This window comes from Saccharolobus solfataricus (genome assembly GCF_900079115.1).
Lineage (GTDB): Archaea > Thermoproteota > Thermoprotei_A > Sulfolobales > Sulfolobaceae > Saccharolobus > Saccharolobus solfataricus.
Map to the genome: position 1 here is coordinate 2380043 of NZ_LT549890.1, position 19702 is coordinate 2399744.

General features: G+C 36.2%; 14 protein-coding genes and 3 pseudogenes. 10 read left to right on the forward strand and 7 right to left on the reverse strand.

What is annotated here, in order from left to right:
* Positions 1-88: 88 nt before the first annotated feature.
* The 3 genes and pseudogenes from SSOP1_RS12715 to SSOP1_RS17745 all read right to left on the reverse strand — a co-directional run.
* The gene (locus SSOP1_RS12715; protein WP_010923911.1) at positions 89-1054 is read right to left on the reverse strand and encodes an ISH3-like element ISC1439A family transposase; all 966 of its coding nucleotides are present in this window, start codon (positions 1052-1054) and stop codon (positions 89-91) included.
* Positions 1055-1334: 280 nt separating this feature from the next.
* Positions 1335-2168: a hypothetical protein gene (locus tag SSOP1_RS12720; protein ID WP_009991643.1), complete on the reverse strand. Its 834-nt coding sequence runs from the start codon at positions 2166-2168 to the stop codon at positions 1335-1337.
* 366 nt (positions 2169-2534) lie between these two features.
* A pseudogene (locus SSOP1_RS17745) lies at positions 2535-2760 on the reverse strand (IS5/IS1182 family transposase); the annotation flags it as partial.
* 234 nt (positions 2761-2994) lie between these two features.
* Between SSOP1_RS17745 and SSOP1_RS12725 the strand changes: the two are divergent.
* Both SSOP1_RS12725 and SSOP1_RS12730 read left to right on the forward strand, forming a co-directional pair.
* Positions 2995-4086, forward strand: coding sequence for an ISH3-like element ISC1359 family transposase (locus tag SSOP1_RS12725; protein WP_010923018.1), 1092 nt, complete (start codon positions 2995-2997; stop codon positions 4084-4086).
* Between the two features lie 206 nt (positions 4087-4292).
* Positions 4293-5243 (forward strand): IS110-like element ISC1190 family transposase, encoded by a 951-nt coding sequence (locus tag SSOP1_RS12730; protein ID WP_010923912.1) that lies wholly within the window; start codon positions 4293-4295, stop codon positions 5241-5243.
* A 72-nt stretch (positions 5244-5315) separates the two neighbouring features.
* Here the strand turns inward: SSOP1_RS12730 and SSOP1_RS12735 are convergent.
* Together SSOP1_RS12735 and SSOP1_RS16625 are read right to left on the reverse strand one after the other, a co-directional pair.
* Positions 5316-5777 (reverse strand): annotated as a pseudogene (locus SSOP1_RS12735) (IS5/IS1182 family transposase); the annotation flags it as partial.
* 160 nt (positions 5778-5937) lie between these two features.
* Positions 5938-6207 (reverse strand): annotated as a pseudogene (locus SSOP1_RS16625) (IS5/IS1182 family transposase); the annotation flags it as partial.
* Between the two features lie 112 nt (positions 6208-6319).
* Here SSOP1_RS16625 and SSOP1_RS12745 point away from each other — a divergent pair.
* The 5 genes from SSOP1_RS12745 (at position 6320) to SSOP1_RS12765 (ending at position 12012) form a co-directional block, all read left to right on the forward strand.
* On the forward strand, positions 6320-6754 hold the full coding sequence (locus SSOP1_RS12745; RefSeq protein ID WP_048054262.1) for a hypothetical protein: 435 nt from the start codon (positions 6320-6322) through the stop codon (positions 6752-6754).
* 262 nt (positions 6755-7016) lie between these two features.
* Positions 7017-7493, forward strand: coding sequence for a hypothetical protein (locus SSOP1_RS12750; protein WP_231918282.1), 477 nt, complete (start codon positions 7017-7019; stop codon positions 7491-7493).
* 2 nt (positions 7494-7495) lie between these two features.
* Positions 7496-8191 (forward strand): hypothetical protein, encoded by a 696-nt coding sequence (locus SSOP1_RS12755; protein ID WP_009989876.1) that lies wholly within the window; start codon positions 7496-7498, stop codon positions 8189-8191.
* Positions 8160-10508, forward strand: a complete 2349-nt coding sequence (locus SSOP1_RS12760; RefSeq protein ID WP_010923916.1) for a hypothetical protein — start codon at positions 8160-8162, stop codon at positions 10506-10508. The genes SSOP1_RS12755 and SSOP1_RS12760 overlap by 32 nt, the downstream gene beginning before the upstream one ends.
* A 4-nt stretch (positions 10509-10512) precedes the next feature.
* Entirely contained in the window at positions 10513-12012 is a 1500-nt protein-coding gene (locus SSOP1_RS12765; RefSeq protein WP_009990115.1) for an APC family permease, read from the forward strand.
* Here the strand turns inward: SSOP1_RS12765 and SSOP1_RS12770 are convergent.
* Positions 12009-12311 carry a hypothetical protein gene (locus SSOP1_RS12770; RefSeq protein ID WP_010923918.1) on the reverse strand — a complete coding sequence of 101 codons (303 nt, stop codon included), beginning with the start codon at positions 12309-12311 and terminating at the stop codon, positions 12009-12011. The genes SSOP1_RS12765 and SSOP1_RS12770 overlap by 4 nt on opposite strands.
* Before the next feature lie 291 nt (positions 12312-12602).
* On the opposite strand from SSOP1_RS12770, the gene sso7d reads away from it, so the two are divergent.
* From sso7d to SSOP1_RS12785, 3 genes are all read left to right on the forward strand, one after another.
* Positions 12603-12797 carry a chromatin protein Sso7d gene (sso7d, locus tag SSOP1_RS12775; protein ID WP_009990119.1) on the forward strand — a complete coding sequence of 65 codons (195 nt, stop codon included), beginning with the start codon at positions 12603-12605 and terminating at the stop codon, positions 12795-12797.
* Between the two features lie 142 nt (positions 12798-12939).
* Positions 12940-16866, forward strand: coding sequence for a S53 family peptidase (locus SSOP1_RS12780; protein ID WP_009990123.1), 3927 nt, complete (start codon positions 12940-12942; stop codon positions 16864-16866).
* A 4-nt stretch (positions 16867-16870) separates the two neighbouring features.
* Positions 16871-18703, forward strand: a complete 1833-nt coding sequence (locus SSOP1_RS12785; protein WP_009990124.1) for a peptide-N4-asparagine amidase — start codon at positions 16871-16873, stop codon at positions 18701-18703.
* Here SSOP1_RS12785 and SSOP1_RS12790 read toward each other — a convergent pair.
* Positions 18665-19684, reverse strand: a complete 1020-nt coding sequence (locus SSOP1_RS12790; RefSeq protein ID WP_009990125.1) for an amidohydrolase family protein — start codon at positions 19682-19684, stop codon at positions 18665-18667. The two genes, SSOP1_RS12785 and SSOP1_RS12790, sit on opposite strands and share 39 nt — an antisense overlap.
* Positions 19685-19702: the final 18 nt, after the last annotated feature.

Consider the following 19702-nt stretch of genomic DNA (forward strand, 5'->3'; position numbering starts at 1 on the left):
CGTACAATTCTAATAATAAGAGGAGAATTCTGAATTTTTCTCACGTGGTGAAAACGACGTGCATAGTCTCCTCTGAACACCGAGAAAGTTAGAGAAGCTTGACGAATGAATCGAAGGACAAAACCTTCTTACACGTGGACTTGAAGTTAAAGAGAAGATGATTCACTAGATTCCACGCAGAATCCAGAACCGTATAATAGAGGAACAAGAAGATCTTATTACTCAACTTCCTAACATACCTTATCCTTGCCTTCCTAACCTTAAAACCCTCCTCAACCTGCCACCTCAACCTATAGAGTTCAGCCAGTTCATAGGGATCTCCCTCGAAGTTCGTTACGAACATGAAGTGCCTCGGCTTTCCCTTAACGTAAACCACATCGTAATAATAAAGCCCTTCAAATTCCAAGACCCTATACGCAACGTAAACCTTGTCCTTAACCTCGTATCTCTTCTCAACTAATGGAACGTTAGATAGTTCCTTGAATCCCTTCAAGTTCGACTTTCCTCTCACAATGGTCTTCACGGGCATTTCCTTGATGACCCCTAGGTTCAAGAATCCGGCGTCAGCTACAACGTAATCTATTTCCATGTATTGGCTTACTTCCCTCACGCTCCTGAGTAGGAACTGTGATGGACTGTCGCTTCTCAAATCTGCTACCTCCACTAGGAGGGGTAACCTTAAGGGATATACGAGGTCCAAGGATCTCATCTTTACTCCTTTTCTCTTCCAGTTGTAGAGTAGAAAGCCCTCTGCTTTTTCTTGTTCCTTTTCTCCCACGGTTAATCCGGTCTCATCTACAGCGACTACGTTGATCTCTCCCTTTACTTCTCTGTAGATTGGGTAGAACTTGAAGGTTCTCTGACCTTTACTAATTACTTTCTCGCCTCGTCTTACTACCTTCAAGTAGTATTTTCCTCTGTTTCCGGTTAGCAAGGATGGCGCTGCTTTCACTATTTCCGGGTCTAGATCTTGAGAGATAACGTTAATATTGATTGTTGCTAAATTTATAGCGAGGGACTTCAGCTCCGTTTTGGATACTTGTATGGTTTGCATAACGGAGTTATGGAGTCCCTCGCTTTAACCTTTTCTTGTTCATCTCGTCCTTCCACCTACTTTCCTCTATTGATAATACTAGACAAATGGTATTACTCTTTATATATAAACTCGTTTTCTGTTAGTTTCTTCAACAAATATGAAAATTTTTTGCTTCTTGTGTTGAAATAAGCCGATTTTTCTAACTCCGCTCTGATATTTTTCTCTTCCATAGAAATTGTATCATTTTGAGTAAAATTGGTGAAACACCACTGGGCAACCTCTTTAATTTATACGCGGGCTAAATTACTTTATTACTAACCAATACTAATTTTGCCCTTGATTTATTAAGTATTTCCTTTAGAATTTCTTTAAACTCCTCTAGATGAACTTCATGTTCTTCTATAACTATGATATCATTCTCGCTTGAATTCTTAATGAAATAGACTATAGGAAATAAGCTTAATACAGTAGGGTCCGCATTATATAGTATATTATCATCACAGTACACTTCATCATCTTTAATGTAGATTTTATGTCCTAGAACCTCTTCAGAATACCCTTGTGGCAAGACCATTGAGTTTATGAAATCAGAAATTATGCCAAGCGTCTTTGGGATACCTGGAGCTCCCTCGAACTTAATGGGAAGAAATTTATAGAATGATGCTATTAATCCTGCCCTGATTGCAGGTATAATATGTGGTCTCTTCTTATTAATATCTGAAAAGTAAAAGGAGTCTATCCTAACTAAACTCCTAATCTTATCTTCTTGTTGCTTTATCTCCGGTAAAGTCTTCAACTCTACTTTAGCTTCAACCTTACCGTTTTGAATACTCCCTGTGATAGACATTTTAAGTGAGGTTATTCTAAAGTATAATTCTAATGTTAATAACTTAGCTAAAGTTAGTTCATTTGTTAAAATGTGAGTGAATTGTCTTTCAAACTCGTTTTTCCAATCTACGAGTGGATCTTTAGCTATTATTCCATAAAGTCTAGGAATAAGAAATATTGTCTTAGTTAGATAATAGTAAATTCTCCCTATCACAATCCTATCCTTTCCGTTAATTATTTCACTTTGTTTATTATCATTATTAATTCTAACACTAGCAAAAGGAGTTTTTATCTCTATTTCCATATGTGCTATTTGAATCTTAAAAATAAAAAGAGTTTTAGAAACTCCTCGTTGTACGGTAGACTAAAAAATCATTTTAGGAAAAATAATTCTAATTTTCCAATATAAGATCGCAGAGTAACGATAAAACCAATTGCAGTTAGCATTTATAGGAAAATCGTTACACTTTTACGTTACGTTAAAAATCTATAATAAATCTTTCCTGGTTAGATGAAAAATGTTTATTGATAAGCTATAATATTAAGAAGTACAATGAGAAAGATATTTATAAATACATGGATAAATATTTTGACTTTTTATGATAATGGAATTTCCTAAAACTACTATTGCAGTATATGGAAACTAATTAACTGAAAAAGATTTAAAGCGAGAAATCCTATATAGAAAGCCTCTATTAGCTACCTTGTAATCGCTGAGTGAGAAGCTAACCTTGTTGTCAAGTTGACCACTTGAATTGCGTGAAGTAACATTGTGGGATGAGAGTGAAGACCTTAAAGCTGAAGTAGCTTCTGTTCCTCTGCTTGGTGAACTCTCCCTTGAACCTCCTCCTTATCTTGTACTTCATGTAGTAGTTGATTAGTTTAGCTGCACTCTTTTGATCTCCCTTATATAAAACATATTAGTCAGATCTGCGTATTACAGATCTGACTGGGGTTGAGGCCGTTGATCTCCTTGGGCTTAGAGCTCGAGAGGGAGCTTGGCCTCCTCCAATTCCAGTATGGGAATCTCATTTTTTGCGTAAAAAACGAGATGAATGGAATACAGAAAAAGTTGAGAGGATGAGAATTTCTGGAGAAAAGTTTGTATATACGAGGGCGAACCTGAATATATGAAACATGAGAATACAACTAAACCGGCGAAGTTCAACCGGGACTTCGCCAGGTCCGCCCTCAAGATAATTTACTCGGTCCTCACTAAAATACTTTTCCCTGAGGAACTCCTCAGTGCCTTGCTTAAGGCGAGTGGGAGCTACTTGAGCAGGTTGGGGAAAGATGGGAGAAGAGCGTTGAGAAAGTTGAACGCGGTTCAAGTTGAGGACGTGAGGGATGCGTTGAGGAAGATGGGAAGGATGACGTTAAGGGGAGTCAGGGACAGGAGGGTAGCAGTGGACTTCCATGCCATACCTCAATATCACGCTGACAAGAGTTTCTTGAGTAGGATAAAGCCAACTAAGGGGACGTCGTGGGGACTGGTTCAAGCTGCGATCTTCCTCCTGGGGAGGACGAGGAGCTTCTTGGACGTGATCCCAGTGACCGTGAAGAACGTAGCTGAAGGTTTCAAGGCGGTGATGGAGGTAATCGTGAAGGAGTTGGAGGAGGACAAGCTGAGGCTCGTCATGGTCTTCGCGGACAGGGAGTTCGCGGTGAACGAAGTGATTAGGTTCCTCTTGGAGTTGGGCTTGGACTTCGTCATATCTGCCAAGGCCCAGATGTACAAGAAGTACAAGGGGATGTTGCAAGATGTGGATGTGAGTTTTGGCGGAGTTAGATATACTGGATTTCTCTGCGTGAGACATGGGAGTGGAGCTTATCTCATTATTCTGAGGAAGGAAGACGGCAAGATTATTGCCTTCCTCGTGAGGAAGGAGATGGATCTTTATGATGCCATAGTCCTTGCCGAGATGTATAGGGAGAGGTGGGGGATAGAGAACGCCTTCCGCTCTCTTGAGGAGTTCAGGATCAGGACTAGGACTTGTGACGTGAGGAAGGAATTGGTTCTCGTTCTGCTTTCCTATCTTCTCTTGAATGTCTGGTTCTTGATCCGCTCTTGGAGGAAGGTAAAGTTGTGGGAGTTCTCGGTCTCCCTCTCGAATCTCCTCGATCGGGAGGTAAGAGTGGAACAAGAACGCGCGTTCCGTGAAGTGAAGACGTCATTCCCCCAGACTCCAGCTAACCCTATGCACCTCCTTCCAGCTACGTGAAATTAATTCTATATATTTATATTCTGCTATTGAAAACTGACTTATTAACTGTCATTTTCATAAAATATATGCAGTTATATTTGAATAAAACTGGTGCGGTTCAATCTTACATATATTATCATTTATATCAGAAAAATGAGATTCCCATACTGATTCGGACCGGAAGTTGGGCTTGAAGCCCGAATAAAACATAAGGGTGAGTATACATGGAGGCCCCAGTCGCCGGAATAGATGTTTCAAAAGATAAATTAGTAGTGTACTTCCAAGGTAAATACTATGAATTTCAAAATAATAAGCAAGGTTTTGAAGGAGTAAAGCAAGTCTTGCCAAAGGGTTGTAAAGTTGCTATAGAAAGTACGGGAGTTTACCACATCAACTTGGCTAAGTACTTGGGTAAGGAGTACGACGTGAGGATTATTAATCCCCTCGTACTCAAGAAGTTCAAGAACATTAGGGGTAAGAAGAGTGATAAGAATGACGCTAAAAAGCTCGCTGAACTAGTTATAAGTATGGGCAGTGAGTTTACAACGAGTGAGGCTAAGGAGTTAACAAGCCAATGGGATTTTATCACAAGGAGCATTGTTAGGGTTAAGAATAGGCTAAGGAGAGATTTAATACTTCTAGGCTATAAGGACAGTTTGTCCAAGAAGAACTTGAATGAGGTATTGAGGGGGGAGGATAATATAGTATTGTCTGAGGTTAGGTTCCTCTTGGACGAGTTGGAGAGGCTTGAGGTTAGGAAGAGGGAGATTGAGGAAGAGCTTGAGGATCTTGTTCCTAAGGATAGTTTGATCTTCACGATTCCGGGTATTGGCAGAACGCTGGGTTGTATAATTTTAGCAAGGGTTGGTGATGTTAAGCGTTTTGGTGACAAGAAGAGGTTTGTCGCTTACTGTGGTCTCGATCCTCTTGTTGAATCCAGTGGGAAGAGTGTTGTATCGAGAGGCATATCTAGGAGGGGTGATGCTGTTTTGAGGAGGGCTTTCTATCTTGCAGCTTTAACTGCTATCAAGGTTAATCCTATTATTAAGCGGTTTTATGAGGAGCACAAGGAGAATTTGAAGGGTAAGAAGTTGATTACTGCTTGTGCCAGGAAGCTTGCTGTTATTACTTGGGCTGTGCTGTATTATAATAAGCCCTTTGATGCTAACGAGTAAAGCAGGTGATATCACTTGAATAAGTAGTGTGTACTATGCTTGATTTTCACGGAAAGGTTCTTATACCGGAAGCTTCCTTAGCTCGAGTTCTATCTTCTTCCACAAGGTTTCCTTGTTCCTCTTCCCGAATGGGACTTCAATTAGGAAAGAGTCCACAGCTCCCCGACCTTACCGTACAACGCGCTGCTTGGTAAGTAATCAGCTAGTGTAATCATCTTTTTCTCCAACTTCTTTCCGTACTCTCTGAATAGAATCTTTATCTCTTCCTTGAGCTTCTTGGCTCTCCTATGGGTTTCTGACTTGCATTGCCTAAGGAACCACCTTACTACTATGTCTAATGGTAGCTCCAAACTTCCCTATAAGAGCACGTCCATACTACCATTACTATTAACACTCTTAGCACGTAGAGGTCTGAGAAGCGCGATAGCACTGTTGACGTGATTAGTAAGTGGTTTATTTTCACAAGAGTTTTATGTCTTGAAGCTAAGTTTTCATAGGGGACGGGCCGTTGTAGTACTTTAGCCATGGTTTCATAAGAATCAATACTACATTCTGCCGGTCCCTTTAAGTATTACTTCCCTTTTAGCTTCAAGAGAAAATTCAAAATTTCTCAATAACTCATCTCATTTTCTGAATAATTATCTATAAATCGTTACATAGATTTATTCAATTATTTGCGCTTTGGACACTCTCTTGAGTAATCGAGGCTTGTGGGGATGATCTTCAATTGTTCTAAGGCTCTTAATACTCCTTCTATTGCTCTGTAAGGTAGGAAGATGTGGAGGAAGGCTAGGAAGTCGTTGAACTCCTTCGGAGCTTTATACTTTGTCCTAGCGTTCCTGTTCTCCTCTGCTAATAAGTCCCACCAATGTTCGAATACGTAGAAGGGGAACATCAACTTATATCTAGTAATGACGTTCTCGTCGTACTTGCTCCAGTCCCTCTTGTACTTACTCTTTCCCATAGGTAATACTTAAACGAATAATTTATAAACTTTTTGTACAATTCTGAAGCAATCCACAAAGCATGGTGTAAAGAAAGATTTATATAGAACTATAATGTAGAGTGTATTAGGTATGGATATGGCTAGTAGAAGAAAGAATGCAAGAGGATTGTCAGATGCTGTAACTGCATTAATATTAGTAATAGCATCAGTGATAATAGCTTTAGTGGTTGTAGGATTTGCTTTTGGGCTATTCGGAGCATTTACAGGGCAAGGAACAGTGACACAAGTAGGAACAGCAACATTAAGCGCTAGCACCTTGACTCTAACGGTTACTTTAAAGAATACTGGTGCATCCACACAAGTTACTGGGGTACTTATAAACGGAAACTCAGGTAGTGTATCAGGAATGACCACCATAAGTGCTGGTGTAAATACATATACAATTACAATTTCAATAGGCAGCATTAGTACTACATTAAGGGGTCTAGTTGGTTCTACTATTTCACTAACATTAATACTTTCTAATGGAGAAACAGTAACAGTAAGTGCAATAGTCACAAGCTGAAAAAGAGGAGAAAAAAGGTGAAATTTTTGTATTCTTCTTGTTTATTTTTCTTTTTCAATTAGCCCTTTCATTAACTTTAGTAGCGATGTCTGAATCTTCTTTAATTTCTGGTACATTTGTAATCTATAACGGTACCTCAACTTATTATCTCCAGAATGGGTCTATATTATTTCAAAAATTTTCTATAATTCAAGTTATAAACAAGACCTTTAACAACGGAACAGTTTTAGTTGGTATAAGTATAATATCATGGAACACATCAATGCAAAGTAAGTTTTTGTATTCAGTAATGAACTCTACTCTCCCATTACCATTTTATTACGTCTCACCCTATTTACTAGGAGAAGAAAACATTAGTGTGAATGAGGTAGAACTCTTTTACGTTAATCATACTAACTCTTATTACGTTTATCTTGGAAAAGGTAATATAGATGGTGTAATTATAAAAACCTATTTTTATTTTAAGCCTGATGGTCTGGCGGATAAGGTAATTAACTTACAGCTAGGTGCAAATGGTAAGATAGTAAGTGAGACTACATTAGCTTTATGGATAACGAATTTCAATAATACGAGTATTGGGATACCTCACTTTAAGGGAATTACAACTGCAAGTGCAAGTAATGAAATATCTGTTAGTCTTTTTCCGGTATATGCTAAAATCATGGAATATATTATAATGGCTGGGGCCATTCTTGTTATGATAATCCTTTTATTTAGGGGTACTAAGCGGGTAAGATAGTTATGTCTTCTCCTCTTTGGTTTCTCTTCGTGATAGTCTTATTTCCTCACGCCTTTGTAGAGTATTCGCTTCATATCCAAGTAGATTATAATAACCAAGTCTACCATTTATCAGAACTTCTTTTTGAAAACGTTACAAAAGTCTACTATAGTAATTCAACCTTTGTTTATAATCTGACTGTTTATGTTCTCAATTTCTCTCAGATTCTAACCTCTTCTGCAATTCTAGATAATTTTTCTCTACCAAAAACTTTTTTCTACATTCCTAACCCTGGCGAACCAGTAGTTGAAAGAAGTGTTATCTTATCTTTACTATCCTCAAATGATTCTAACTATATATACTATGGGAAGACTTTTATAGGTTATGTTGAGCTTGAGTATTTTTATTATGTTAATTCAACTGGAGTCCCATATAAGATCATTATCCTTCAAATAGGGGAGAGTGGGCAGTTAGTCAGCAATACTACATATATTTTAGTGAAATCAAATCTTGTAAATCCTAACGAGCAACCAATACTCCCAGAAGGCTTTAAAATTGCAAATGGTAGCGAAGTCGTTAATGTACCTATTTCTTTAGGTCTAAACTCAGCCTTAGATCAGCTGGTTGGCAAATATATAAGTTTTGTAACTCTTTTACTCGTTTTTGTATTTTTGACGGTGAGATTTTATGCATCGAGAAAGAAGACTTCAAGTAATTGAGATAGTTATTGTAATAATCCTTTCAATATTGACACCCATGATAGCCTTATGGAAGGTTTTCTTCCATGTTGGGTATATTTATCAAAGAGATTCTTACCCAGCTTTTTATTTAGACTCTAGGCAAGCTTCACTATCTTATCTTAATTTCCCCATGATCATGGATAATGTCTGGATGCCGGTAGTGGTTATACTGTATTTTAATCTTATCTCACCAGTGATAGCAGACTGGATAACGTACCTTTTATTTCCCTGTGCTATCTCAGTTCCATCTATGTATTTCTCCTCTAGATACTTTTTAAACAGATACGCAAAAGAAGCCGGAGCATGGGTTAAAATTTCAGTATCTTCTATTATTGCTTTCCTTTATGCTATAACGCCTACAGCTTACTATTACAGTCATTGGTTCAATTATGCGACATTTTACGCACTTTTACCGGCCTTGATTGCCGGTACCTTCTACTCTCTAGAGAAAGGAGGGTTTTTAGGTGCTACACTTCTTTCAATTTTCGCCTCTCTAACTACAACTGACCCTAGGGGTTTTATTTACACGTTATTTATAGTACTTTCAATTCTTCTTTTTAGGCATAAGTTAGGTGACTTGAAGGTTTTCCTCTACTCAATCCCCTTTTATATCTTACTAAATTCCAGACTGTTCTTAATTTTATTCTATGAATTCCATTCCTATTCATCAATAAGTTTTACTATTTCTAATGAACAGTTATGGTTGAATTACTGGACATTTCCACTTTTAGATTCATTAAGGGGCTTATCGTTGTTTAGACCCTTAGTGTCTTATTTATCATTCGGAAATCCGCTTTTAATATATGTAATGTCCTTCGCATTTGTTGAAACTGGAATTTTGGGTTATATCTTTCTGAGGAAAAAGGGTTCAGTGGCTAATTATCTCTTAGGGATTTACTTATTTTTAGCATTACTAGTATCTTCAAGTGTAAACGTACTAGGGTATAATATTACATTAAACTTAACTTATCCCTTGTTAGATTTCTTAGCCCAAACCTTTGTATACAATTATCTATGGATTTTCTTACCAACCTATTTAACTGAAATGATATTAGCACCGCTATTTCTTCTCGTATCTCTCGTAATGGCTAAGATGTTGTCTAAATACTACCTTATTCCATTGGTTGTTCTCATAGTGTTATCTCAATTTGCTTTTTCGTCTTCTATGGTGCTTAGTGGAAATTATTTAGGAAGTTATAATCCCGTGAGTCCTCCTCCCTTAATAGTAAATTTAGGCAGATTTTTAGAGAATCATACTATAGGTAATGTTCTCGTAGATGCTGTAGTTCCCTCGAATTGGAGTACATTTATTGGAGTATTACCTAATACAACCTCTGTTCCCTTAGTCAATACTTCTGACGTGGGGGTTATTCTGAATGAGTATGGTGTACAATATGTTGTTACTACTGTTAATGATAATTATACCTTGAGTGTAATTGATTCTCACAAAAACGTCTTCACTCTAGTTTATAATGATTCTTACTTTTTAGTATACAAAAATAATGACTTCACATACAATATTAATTCCCCAATTTTTGTGAATTTTGAATACCCAAAGGTTCCTGATACTAATAACTCTGTTAACGTGATTCCCTCATATTTGATGTTTAATATTCCTCCAAGGTACATAGGTGGTTTTGTTGGAAATGCCACATATGCTGAGCTTTTAGCATTGTCCGCATATAAACAAGGTATCTTGCCGGTTAAACTAAATGTTAAGCACTTACCATATCCTACTAATTTTACAGATACAATAAACGTAAATGTATATGATGAAGAAATTTTATCAGACTTCCTAAGCATTTCATTTATTTCTGTTAGTGATACTTCATCTCTTAATTTAGGTGTGGAACCAGGTTTTTATAAGGTTGTGATAGCTTATGTCTCTGTACCTGGAGGAGGTGTTTTTGGCGTTACCAACGGTTCTTATTCGCTTTCTGTCTCAACTTCCTCTCCAAACATTTCTATTGTGTTTTCCTATTTAGGTAATATGTTCGTCTCTAGTAGCGTAAAGTTGTTCTTTATTGGACATTCTCTATCCTATCTAATAGGTATAATGTTTATCCCCTACAACATGTCTATACAGCACGAATTTATTAGTGATAACATTTCCTCTTATCCCTATCAACAATTGGGTAGAGCTTTTGGGTATCCCTATAATGATAATGGTGTTATCTCTTTTTCAATAGTGATCAATTTAATTACTCTTTCGATTGCCGTAATTTTATTTATATCTATACAATATGGCCGAACATATTTTCGTAAGATAAATTTAAAAATATTTGGTCGGAATTAGGATTATGACTAAGCTGTTTGTTAGGGAAACTTCTGGTCTTACTAAAAACGTCTCTTTGCTAGATGTTACAATGTTAAATGTAGCTAACATGGGTGCTGGGTTAGCAATTTTTATCGGGATAAGTCCTTACATAGTCGAGGGTGCGGTATTATGGATAGCTTCGTTGTTGACTTTCCTATTTACTTTACCTCTTGTATTCCTTTATACATACTTTATTTCTAGGATTCCTAGGACAGGAGGCGACTATATTTGGCTATCTAGAAAACTTAATGGTCCTTTAGGTGCTATAATGGGTGTTGCGTTAGCGTTTAATATGCCTCCGTTCTTTGCATTGTCAGCTTTCTTTTCTGTTTCAGCAATAAACAGCGTACTGTTAACTATTGGTACTTTGAATTCCCAGCCCTATCTGGTTAATCTAGCTAATAATGTGTTTACAACTAGTAATGCCGTTCTAGCTTATGGTTTAGCAGCAGTTGCATTTCTAATAATAATTCTTATTAACATCCTCAGACCAAGATGGGGTTATACTTTAACGTCAGCACTAGGAATGTTTTCACTTTTAGGCACTTTAGTTGCAATTCTTGTATTAACACTTAATATTTCGGATTTTCATACTGTAATCCAACCTTTTATAAAGGACTTTAATTTAACTGTTCAACTCTATAAGGGACCAACATTCAGTTTATCTTCAACGTTTTATATGATTCCTTACTTTGCATCATTTGCTTATATTTGGTTATATGCAGGGCCAGCTGTTGCTTCTGAGATAAAGAATAAGAGCGGGATAAGATATAATTTAATTTTAGGTAGTTTGTTAACGCTTATCTTTATAACTGTCCCATTCTTGCTAATGGATGTTGCGGCAGGATATGGGTTTAATTACTCTTTATATCTATCAGGCACCTATAATTTCTGGACTGTCGCTATTGCCTTATCTCGTAATTATGCTTTAGAGTGGTTTATAGGGATTAGTTTGATAGCCTGGGAGTTCTTTGTTATGGCTTTCGGTGTTGTTGTTTTCGCCAGGTACGTTTTCGCCTTTTCCTTTGATAGGTTATTCCCAGAGGTATTTTCGAGGTTAAATAAGCAAGGTTCGCCTGCTTATGCCCATCTCTTAGATTTTGTGGTAACTTTAGTGTTCTTAGCAGTACCAATAATAAGTCCTAACGGATACGAGGCCTTATACAGTTATACTCCTTTAGCTATTGCCTACTTAGTTTTAGTATCAATAGCTGGTATTAGGCAGGCTTTAAGTGAGAGAAATTTGGGTATGTTAATATCAGCTTTACTTTCTATTGGGTTTTTAGGTTTTATGGGCTATGAGGCTTTTACTAATCCTTACTTCGGTGTTATATCTGATAACGGTGTACCTTACTGGCCGGGAATAGCCTATATAACTAGCTTAATAGGATTAGGCGTTATTACTTTTGTATCATCATACTATTATAGGAAGAAGAGTGGTATAGATTTAAGGTTAGTGTATAAGGAGATACCACCAGATTAATTCCTTATACTTAATTTATGCTCTCTGAAAACGTGAGTGTAAAAGTCATATGCTGACGGGAATGTTCTTCCACATACGCAATAGTATTTATCCTTAGCGTACTTTAGTAAGTATTTTTTGCTTTCACTATACAACTTGTCTAGGTAATAGTTTAATTCCCTTTTTCTCTTTAACATTATGTCTAGTTCTGGTACATTGTCCTTCACTGCCAATAGGAAGGGATAATAGGATAGTTTTAAAGTGGTTGTCCTGTTTTTCATGATTTTGTTTAGCGCTTCAGCCATTGTCATAGTTTTCACTAGCTAAAAAGTTTTTCTTATGACTTATATTTTTTTCTACAAAATGACACGTAATGTTTTTCTTATAACCTAATGTTTTAATTATAGGTAATATAAATGCTATCAATATAAAACAATAAGCAAATATATTATGTTCATGTAATGTACGTTTAACGTTATAGATAGCTCTGTTTTTATTGCGGACTAAGGTAATAACTTTAGATTACGCTAAGGATTTCCTTTAAGTTGTACTATTGTTAATAGCGTAAAGTTTATTTATGTGAAACCTTTAAGAATAGCTTGGAGATATCAATGGCAACAGTAAAGTTCAAGTACAAGGGAGAAGAGAAGGAAGTAGATATAAGTAAGATAAAGAAGGTATGGAGAGTAGGCAAAATGATAAGTTTCACCTATGATGAGGGTGGAGGAAAGACTGGTAGAGGAGCTGTAAGCGAGAAAGACGCTCCAAAAGAACTACTACAAATGTTAGAAAAGCAAAAGAAATAAACGAACAAGATTAAAATACAAAGTGAGAAGCTTTTTATTTTTTGTCTTTCTCTCAATAAAGTAATCTGTTTTTTATAAAAGAATCTTGCGATGATTTGATTTTAAAGTAATCCTTTTATACACGTGAAAGTTTATTAATTATATGGAAAGTAGAATAATACAAGTCGTAGTTATATCCACTTTTTTAGTATTATCTGTTCTGTTTCCCCTATTATCTCTAGCATATTCCACAACTTCTATAAATCCCAGCTATCCACAGTCTAACGTAATCTCAGCTTTACCCTCGAATACTAATATTATTCTTTATTTCTTTATTCCACCAAAGAATCTTAATGAACTTTATCTGATAGCACAAGAAGTAGCTAATCATCAAATTAAGCCACTAAGTAACGCTCAGCTTGTCTCAATGTTTAGTAATCAAGACAAGGTTAACGAGAGTATAAAATATCTTGAGAGTAAAGGTTTTACAATAATATATAGAAGCCCATTCGAAATTATGGCTGAAGCCCCAGTTTCCTTGGTTTCGTCAGTTTTTGAGACTAGTTTTGTATTAGCCAAATCAACTAATGGTGAGATATACTACAAGCCAGCTGGTAACGTTAAAATACCGTCTACTCTTAATAACTTGCTAATAGGTGGTTTAACAAACTTCACTAACGTATCATTGCCTTTAATACAGTTAGGTAAATTGGAAAATGGTAATTTAATACCTAATAAACAAGCTTATTCCTCATTTGTCTATACTTTCCAATTCTCAGCAACTTGGTATACTCCTAAAGTTATTGAAGGGGCATACAATATAACTCCACTACTGAACTCTACTGCCGATAAAAAGGTTACAATTGCAATAATAGATGCCTATGGCGACCCAGAGATATATCAAGATGTAAATCTGTTTGATGCCAGGTTTGGCTTACCTCCGATAAACTTGACAGTATTACCAGTTGGTCCTTATCATCCAGAAAATGGATTGTTTACTGGTTGGTTTGAAGAGGTTGCATTAGATGTTGAGGCAGCTCACGCAGCTGCTCCATATTCTAATATTTTATTAGTTGTAGCCCCATCAGCGACCTTAGAAGGATTATTTTCAGCAATTGATGTTGTTGTAAGCGAGGATCTAGCACAAGTAGTTTCCATGAGCTGGGGTCTTCCCGGGATACTATTTGGTGCTTCAGGGTTTTATGCTGTATTCAATGGAATAATATTTCCTAATTATCCCTATTATGATTACTACTTTGAGCTTGGTTCTGCTGAGGGTATTACGTTTTTAGCGTCATCTGGGGATTTAGGTGCCTATAATGATTTACCAACTGTTTATGGCTCAGCTAACTATCCTGCATCATCTCCTTTCGTTACAGCTGTAGGTGGTACTTCCCTATTTGCTAACATTACTAGCGGCTATATTTCCACTTATAATTCTACAGGCAATTTTGGTGCCGAGATTGCGTGGAGTGTTAATCCGTTGTATTTTGGTGTTATCCAAGGTGGTGTGAGTTCTGGGGGTGGGTATAGTCAATTGTTCCCAGCTCCTTGGTATCAGCGTTATGTTACTCATTCGAATTATAGGGCTATTCCAGACGTTGCAGCAGACGCTAATCCATATACTGGGTTTACAATTTATGCTTTGGGCCAAGAGGTGGTAATTGGTGGAACAAGTTTATCCGCTCCATTGTGGGCTGGAATCATTGCTGATATAGATGGAATTATTGGCCATCCGTTAGGTTTGGTAAATCCGATACTTTATGAGATTTATCAAAATACTACTTTATATCATCAAGCTTTCCATCAAATAAGTTTGGGATATAATGGTTATTATTATGCTAACTCCTCTTACAATTTGGTTACTGGCTTAGGAAGTCCTAATGCTGGAATGTTAGGAGTCATCATCAAACATTCATTATCCAAGAGTTTAGCGATATCTGTAAGTACTTTCGAGACTGGGGTTTTTCAACCTTGGTATTTCTATGGTTCTACCTTTACAATAGCCGCGTACATAACTTATCCCAACAATACTATTGTCAGCCAAGGTAGTTTTAACGCTTATATATATACTAGTGAGGGATATTTAGCCACAGTCCCCTTATCCTTTAACGGTAGTTATTGGGTTGGCAACTATACTATAACTCCTAATAATCCACCAAATCTTTGGGAAATAGTAGTTAATGGTAGTTCTGATCAGTTTACCGGAGTTGGGACTGTAGAAGTTGATGTTGGTGAATCAATCAATATTGTATCCCCAATTCCTTATCCATATAGCTTTCCAATTCCATACAACTCACCATTTGGCATTGAAGCTTGGATTTACTACCCTAATGGTACACCAGTTGTTAATCAAAGCGTTACAGCTTATTTAGTTAGTAATGATGGCAAGTTATTAGCTTCTATACCCTTAACCATGATGGCTCCAGGATTATATGAGGGTAGTTACGCTTTACTTCCTCCATTACCACAAGGTACTTATTTACTAATAGTAAATGACTCATATGGTAGTGCTTTCTCTTATGTATATTTTGGTGAGTATAATTTTGGCGCAATTTTAACCCCAATAAATGATGGTTTTCCAGCTGCGTCCCCTGGACAAAATATAACTATAATTGATGAGGTGCTAACACCAGAGCTTACCGGTTTATTTACTTCTAACGTCACTGCATATATTTATAACCAACACGGTAACCTTATAGATCAAGTTAAACTTACTCCAGCTCCAGACGAAATTCAATTCGGTGTTTACTTGCTCTTCTTCCTATATTATGCTAATTTCACAATACCTTTCGATGCTTCTCCAGGGTTCTACAATGTTGTAATACAATCTATAAGCAATACTTCTACTGGGTTAGTCAAGGCGGACTTTATCACATCATTTTACGTTTCTCCAGCTAATTTGACATTAAATGTAAAGGTGAATAATGTCGTATATGAGGGTGAACTTCTGAAAATTTTCGCTAACATAACTTATCCCAATGGTACTCCAGTTAAATATGGAATGTTTACTGCTACGATCTTGCCGACTTCTCTAAATTACGAGCAATTAATTATAGGATTTGAGGCTGGAATACCCTTACAATACAATTCTACTTTAGGAGAATGGGTAGGTATTTATAGTATTCCATCCATATTTTATGGTTCAATATTTCAAGGCTCCTCTGTGTATTCGTTAGCTGGACCTTGGAATGTTATAGTATCTGGCGTTTCTTGGAATGGTTATAATCTATATTCTACTCCAAGCTCCTTTAACTTCGTTAATGTTATGCCATATACTTTCATTAACAACATTGTAGTGAGCAGTAAATCCCTAGATTCACCCCTATTATCCAAAATTAACTCTACAACATATATGTTATCTAATGTCAAATCAAATAATATAACAATTAACGGAATGAACGTTATTTTAAGTAACGTTATAGCTAATACGGTAACCGTTAAGAACTCTAATATAATGATAACTTCATCCACAATTAACCAGTTAGTGTTAGACAATTCTTCAGTCTCAATTATAGGGTCTAAAATAGGAGGGGATAATATTGCTGTAGTCGCTAATGATTCTAATGTAACAATAGTCTCGTCAGTAATTCAAGACTCAAAGTACGCGTTTCTACAACCCAATTCAGTAATTAGTCTAAGCGGTGTTAATATGTATAACGTTACTAGTTTGTCTTCAATACCAGCACCTAGGATTACGTACCTTTCAACAACTAATGTTACCACATCTAAGGAATCAATAATTGTTAATATCACCGGTGAATACCTAAGACTTTTAGGAGTTTCAATGAACAACAAACCAGTAGGTTATAGTGTAATTTCATCTTCACCTTCATCAATAAGTTTAAGTATACCTTTTAATGCTTCTCAACTTTCTGATGGTCAATACATATTTACAGTAAGCATATCCGATGGATTGCCATACAATTTAACATTTAACCTCTTAAATAATTATCATCTCATAATTGTACAAGACCATCTTAAAGCACTACAAGGATCAGTGAATTTATTAACAGTAATCGCAATAATTTCCTTAATAATAGCAATAATAGCAGTAGCTCTACTATTCGTATTTACGAGAAGGAGGTGAAATTATGAGGAAGAATATTGCTCTTATTTTATTATTTTCAATCTTAGCTGGAATTATTGTAGTGCCTATATCTAGTTCACAGACTAGCTCTAGTATCTCGCATCCACTGATATTAGGGAACATTTCTGTCTTAAACAGTGGAAAGATACCGTATGATCCTACATATTATTCCTTCGAAGCTTATCAAATTCATCCTCCCAATGTTACTCCAGTTGTAATAAGGATAGCTACTAATGCTGTTTTTAACAACAGTGGCCTAACCCCTTATATTGTTCACGTGAATATACCAAAGGGTAATTATAGTATGGAAATTCTAAATGTTAGCATAGCTGAGTCTAATGGGGCTCAATATGATAGGCCGGTCTATATATTTGCAAATGGTGTGCCAATATTTTGGGGCTCAACACAAGAATTCTTTAATTCTACAGCAGAAACCGATGTCACAATGTTTGAAAACTTGTTAAGCGGTAATGTGACTTTTCAGTTAGTTTTAGAGAATTTCTATGACGCTAAAATTGGAATAACTGGAATATATAAGATGAATGTTACACTTTACTTATATCCTGGTAATCCGCCTAAAGGATTACCTAATTACTTTATACCGCTATTCTTAAACAATCATAATTATTCGTACATCATATTAAACCCCTTAAATGACTATATATCGCAAAATGTAACTATACCCAATGGTACCTATAGAATGACTTTACTACTATATGAAGAAGGTGGAGGGTTAGATGAATTCTGGTATGCCAATGAGCCTGCGACTAGGGAGATTCAAGTGTTTTACGATAATAGACTAGTCGGTGTTGTTAATCCTTATCAGACAATATATACTGGTGGGATAGACTTATTTTGGTGGAAGCCAGTAACGTCGATAAACACCTTGTCTTTTCACAGTCCTTACATTATAGACCTAACACCACTATTGGCAATAAGTTTACCAAATAACACCATAGCAGTTACGGTTACTAATCTAGAAACAGCTTTACAATTGACTGGCACCGCAGCTTATGACTGGGATATAGCTGGAGTATTAATGTTATGGGTTAATGAGTCAAATCCACTAGTTTCGGCTAAATTATTAACGGCTTATAATAGATTTATAGATTCTTCACCTATCTTTAATTCAGGTCTTGTAGGTGAGTATTATCAAGAAGGAGGAGCGTATTTACTTAATTACTCTGCAATTTTGCAATTTAAAGATGGAATTGAATATTCTGATGTAGTACAGCAAGGAAGATTTTACGCTTATCAGACGTTTAATGCGCTATACGAAAAGGCATATTTAGGAGAGAAATTCATGGAATACGCAAGTGAAAGGGGCTCACTATATAACGCCACGCTATATTATAACATATATTATCCTATATTTATGCAATTCTCTGTATTTGAGGCTCCTATATCTAATCCTCACGTTATACCTTTCAACTTATCTTATGCCCAGAATGGTACTTTAGATTTATGGTTATACTATAACTATACTAACATATTTGATAAACAGAATTTGACTATTAGGACTATGGAAAACGTTAGTGCAGTTGGTGGGTTTAGTGGGATCATAGAGGTTATAAATCGTTATGGTGGTGCAGTTCTCGTCTCAATAACTTCTAACAATGCTGTAACTGCTAAGAACTTAATTAATTATATACTACTTAATGGGAATGGTTACAAGGAGATATTCTCTGCTAAGGGTCTGCAGAATTCCACTTCTCATTTTGCAGGATATTATATATATTACAAAGTCCAATTTATTCCAATCACCAATGGTGATCCTCCTAATGCCCACAGTGAGTTTTTAATCGAACCCATACATTTCCTTAGAATTATAGTATAAGAATCTCTCAACCATTTCTTTAGCGTGTTTTTCATCTAATATATTTTTTTCAATCATTAGTTCTGTGGTTTTCTGAATAGCTTTTTTAGCTAACTTAGCTGCAAGCCAACTAATCTCTGGAATATGAAACGCGTCGGAGCCATGCATTACCTTATTTAGTGGTGCTACCTCAAAAATCTCATTTAATATATTATATGCCGCTAGGGGTGCAAATGGTATTACCTGTGAGGTATCTAGGTAAACTGAGGGAAAAAGATAAGACATCCAAGCTGTTTCCCTATGATAAGGATATCCAGCGTGTACGAAAATTACCTTTCCCTCATACTTCCTAACTATATTAGTTAAATATGAAGGTCTAGATAACTCCAGCTTAATATCCCTATCCCCGGCCCCAGTGTGAATTTGTACCGGAACTCTTAACTCCTTAGCTATTCTTAAGGTTTCACAAAGCAAATAATCTCTAAATCCTTTTGCAACCTTACCAAACCAATCTTTCTCGTTACTATGAAAATCCCTTCTAGCCTCCTCTATGTTACAATTTACCTTTAATCCAGTCCTATAAGCTATTATGCTCTTAAAACCAGCATAGCCCTCTTTAGTTATTTTTCGTCTTAGGGTCTCCTCAAAGTACTCTAATGCCTTATCAAATGACATTTGAAAAATGTCATCGTTAATAATGCTCTCTATTCTGAATAGTAACTTTAATTTTGCAGGTATTTCCATTTCCTTCTTTCCAAATCCAGTATCTATTACAAATCCATCTATTCCTGCATCGTCGAACAGTAAACGCATATAATTTACTGGATCATTTTTAATTAATTTGTTTCTTTCTTCTATAAAATTTACACCTAATAGTAACTTAAGTTCATTCCTTAGATATAAATAGAATGGTCTTAGACTATTCATTGTAAAAGTGTCAGTACTTATTTCGTTTTCGAGCCAAGATTCAGCTGAAGCCATTATAAATTCCTTTTCGCTCATTACCCTTGCCGAGAACCA

Excerpts from the sequence above, each read along its gene's own strand:
- SSOP1_RS12715 (WP_010923911.1), bottom strand. The coding sequence starts at position 1,054 with ATGCAAACCATACAAGTATCCAAAACGGAGCTGAAGTCCCTCGCTATA.
- SSOP1_RS12720 (WP_009991643.1), bottom strand. The coding sequence starts at position 2,168 with ATGGAAATAGAGATAAAAACTCCTTTTGCTAGTGTTAGAATTAATAAT.
- SSOP1_RS12725 (WP_010923018.1), top strand. The coding sequence starts at position 2,995 with ATGAAACATGAGAATACAACTAAACCGGCGAAGTTCAACCGGGACTTC.
- SSOP1_RS12730 (WP_010923912.1), top strand. The coding sequence starts at position 4,293 with ATGGAGGCCCCAGTCGCCGGAATAGATGTTTCAAAAGATAAATTAGTA.
- SSOP1_RS12745 (WP_048054262.1), top strand. The coding sequence starts at position 6,320 with ATGGATATGGCTAGTAGAAGAAAGAATGCAAGAGGATTGTCAGATGCT.
- SSOP1_RS12750 (WP_231918282.1), top strand. The coding sequence starts at position 7,017 with ATGCAAAGTAAGTTTTTGTATTCAGTAATGAACTCTACTCTCCCATTA.
- SSOP1_RS12755 (WP_009989876.1), top strand. The coding sequence starts at position 7,496 with ATGTCTTCTCCTCTTTGGTTTCTCTTCGTGATAGTCTTATTTCCTCAC.
- SSOP1_RS12760 (WP_010923916.1), top strand. The coding sequence starts at position 8,160 with ATGCATCGAGAAAGAAGACTTCAAGTAATTGAGATAGTTATTGTAATA.
- SSOP1_RS12765 (WP_009990115.1), top strand. The coding sequence starts at position 10,513 with ATGACTAAGCTGTTTGTTAGGGAAACTTCTGGTCTTACTAAAAACGTC.
- sso7d (WP_009990119.1), top strand. The coding sequence starts at position 12,603 with ATGGCAACAGTAAAGTTCAAGTACAAGGGAGAAGAGAAGGAAGTAGAT.
- SSOP1_RS12780 (WP_009990123.1), top strand. The coding sequence starts at position 12,940 with ATGGAAAGTAGAATAATACAAGTCGTAGTTATATCCACTTTTTTAGTA.
- SSOP1_RS12785 (WP_009990124.1), top strand. The coding sequence starts at position 16,871 with ATGAGGAAGAATATTGCTCTTATTTTATTATTTTCAATCTTAGCTGGA.
- SSOP1_RS12790 (WP_009990125.1), bottom strand. The coding sequence starts at position 19,684 with ATGAGCGAAAAGGAATTTATAATGGCTTCAGCTGAATCTTGGCTCGAA.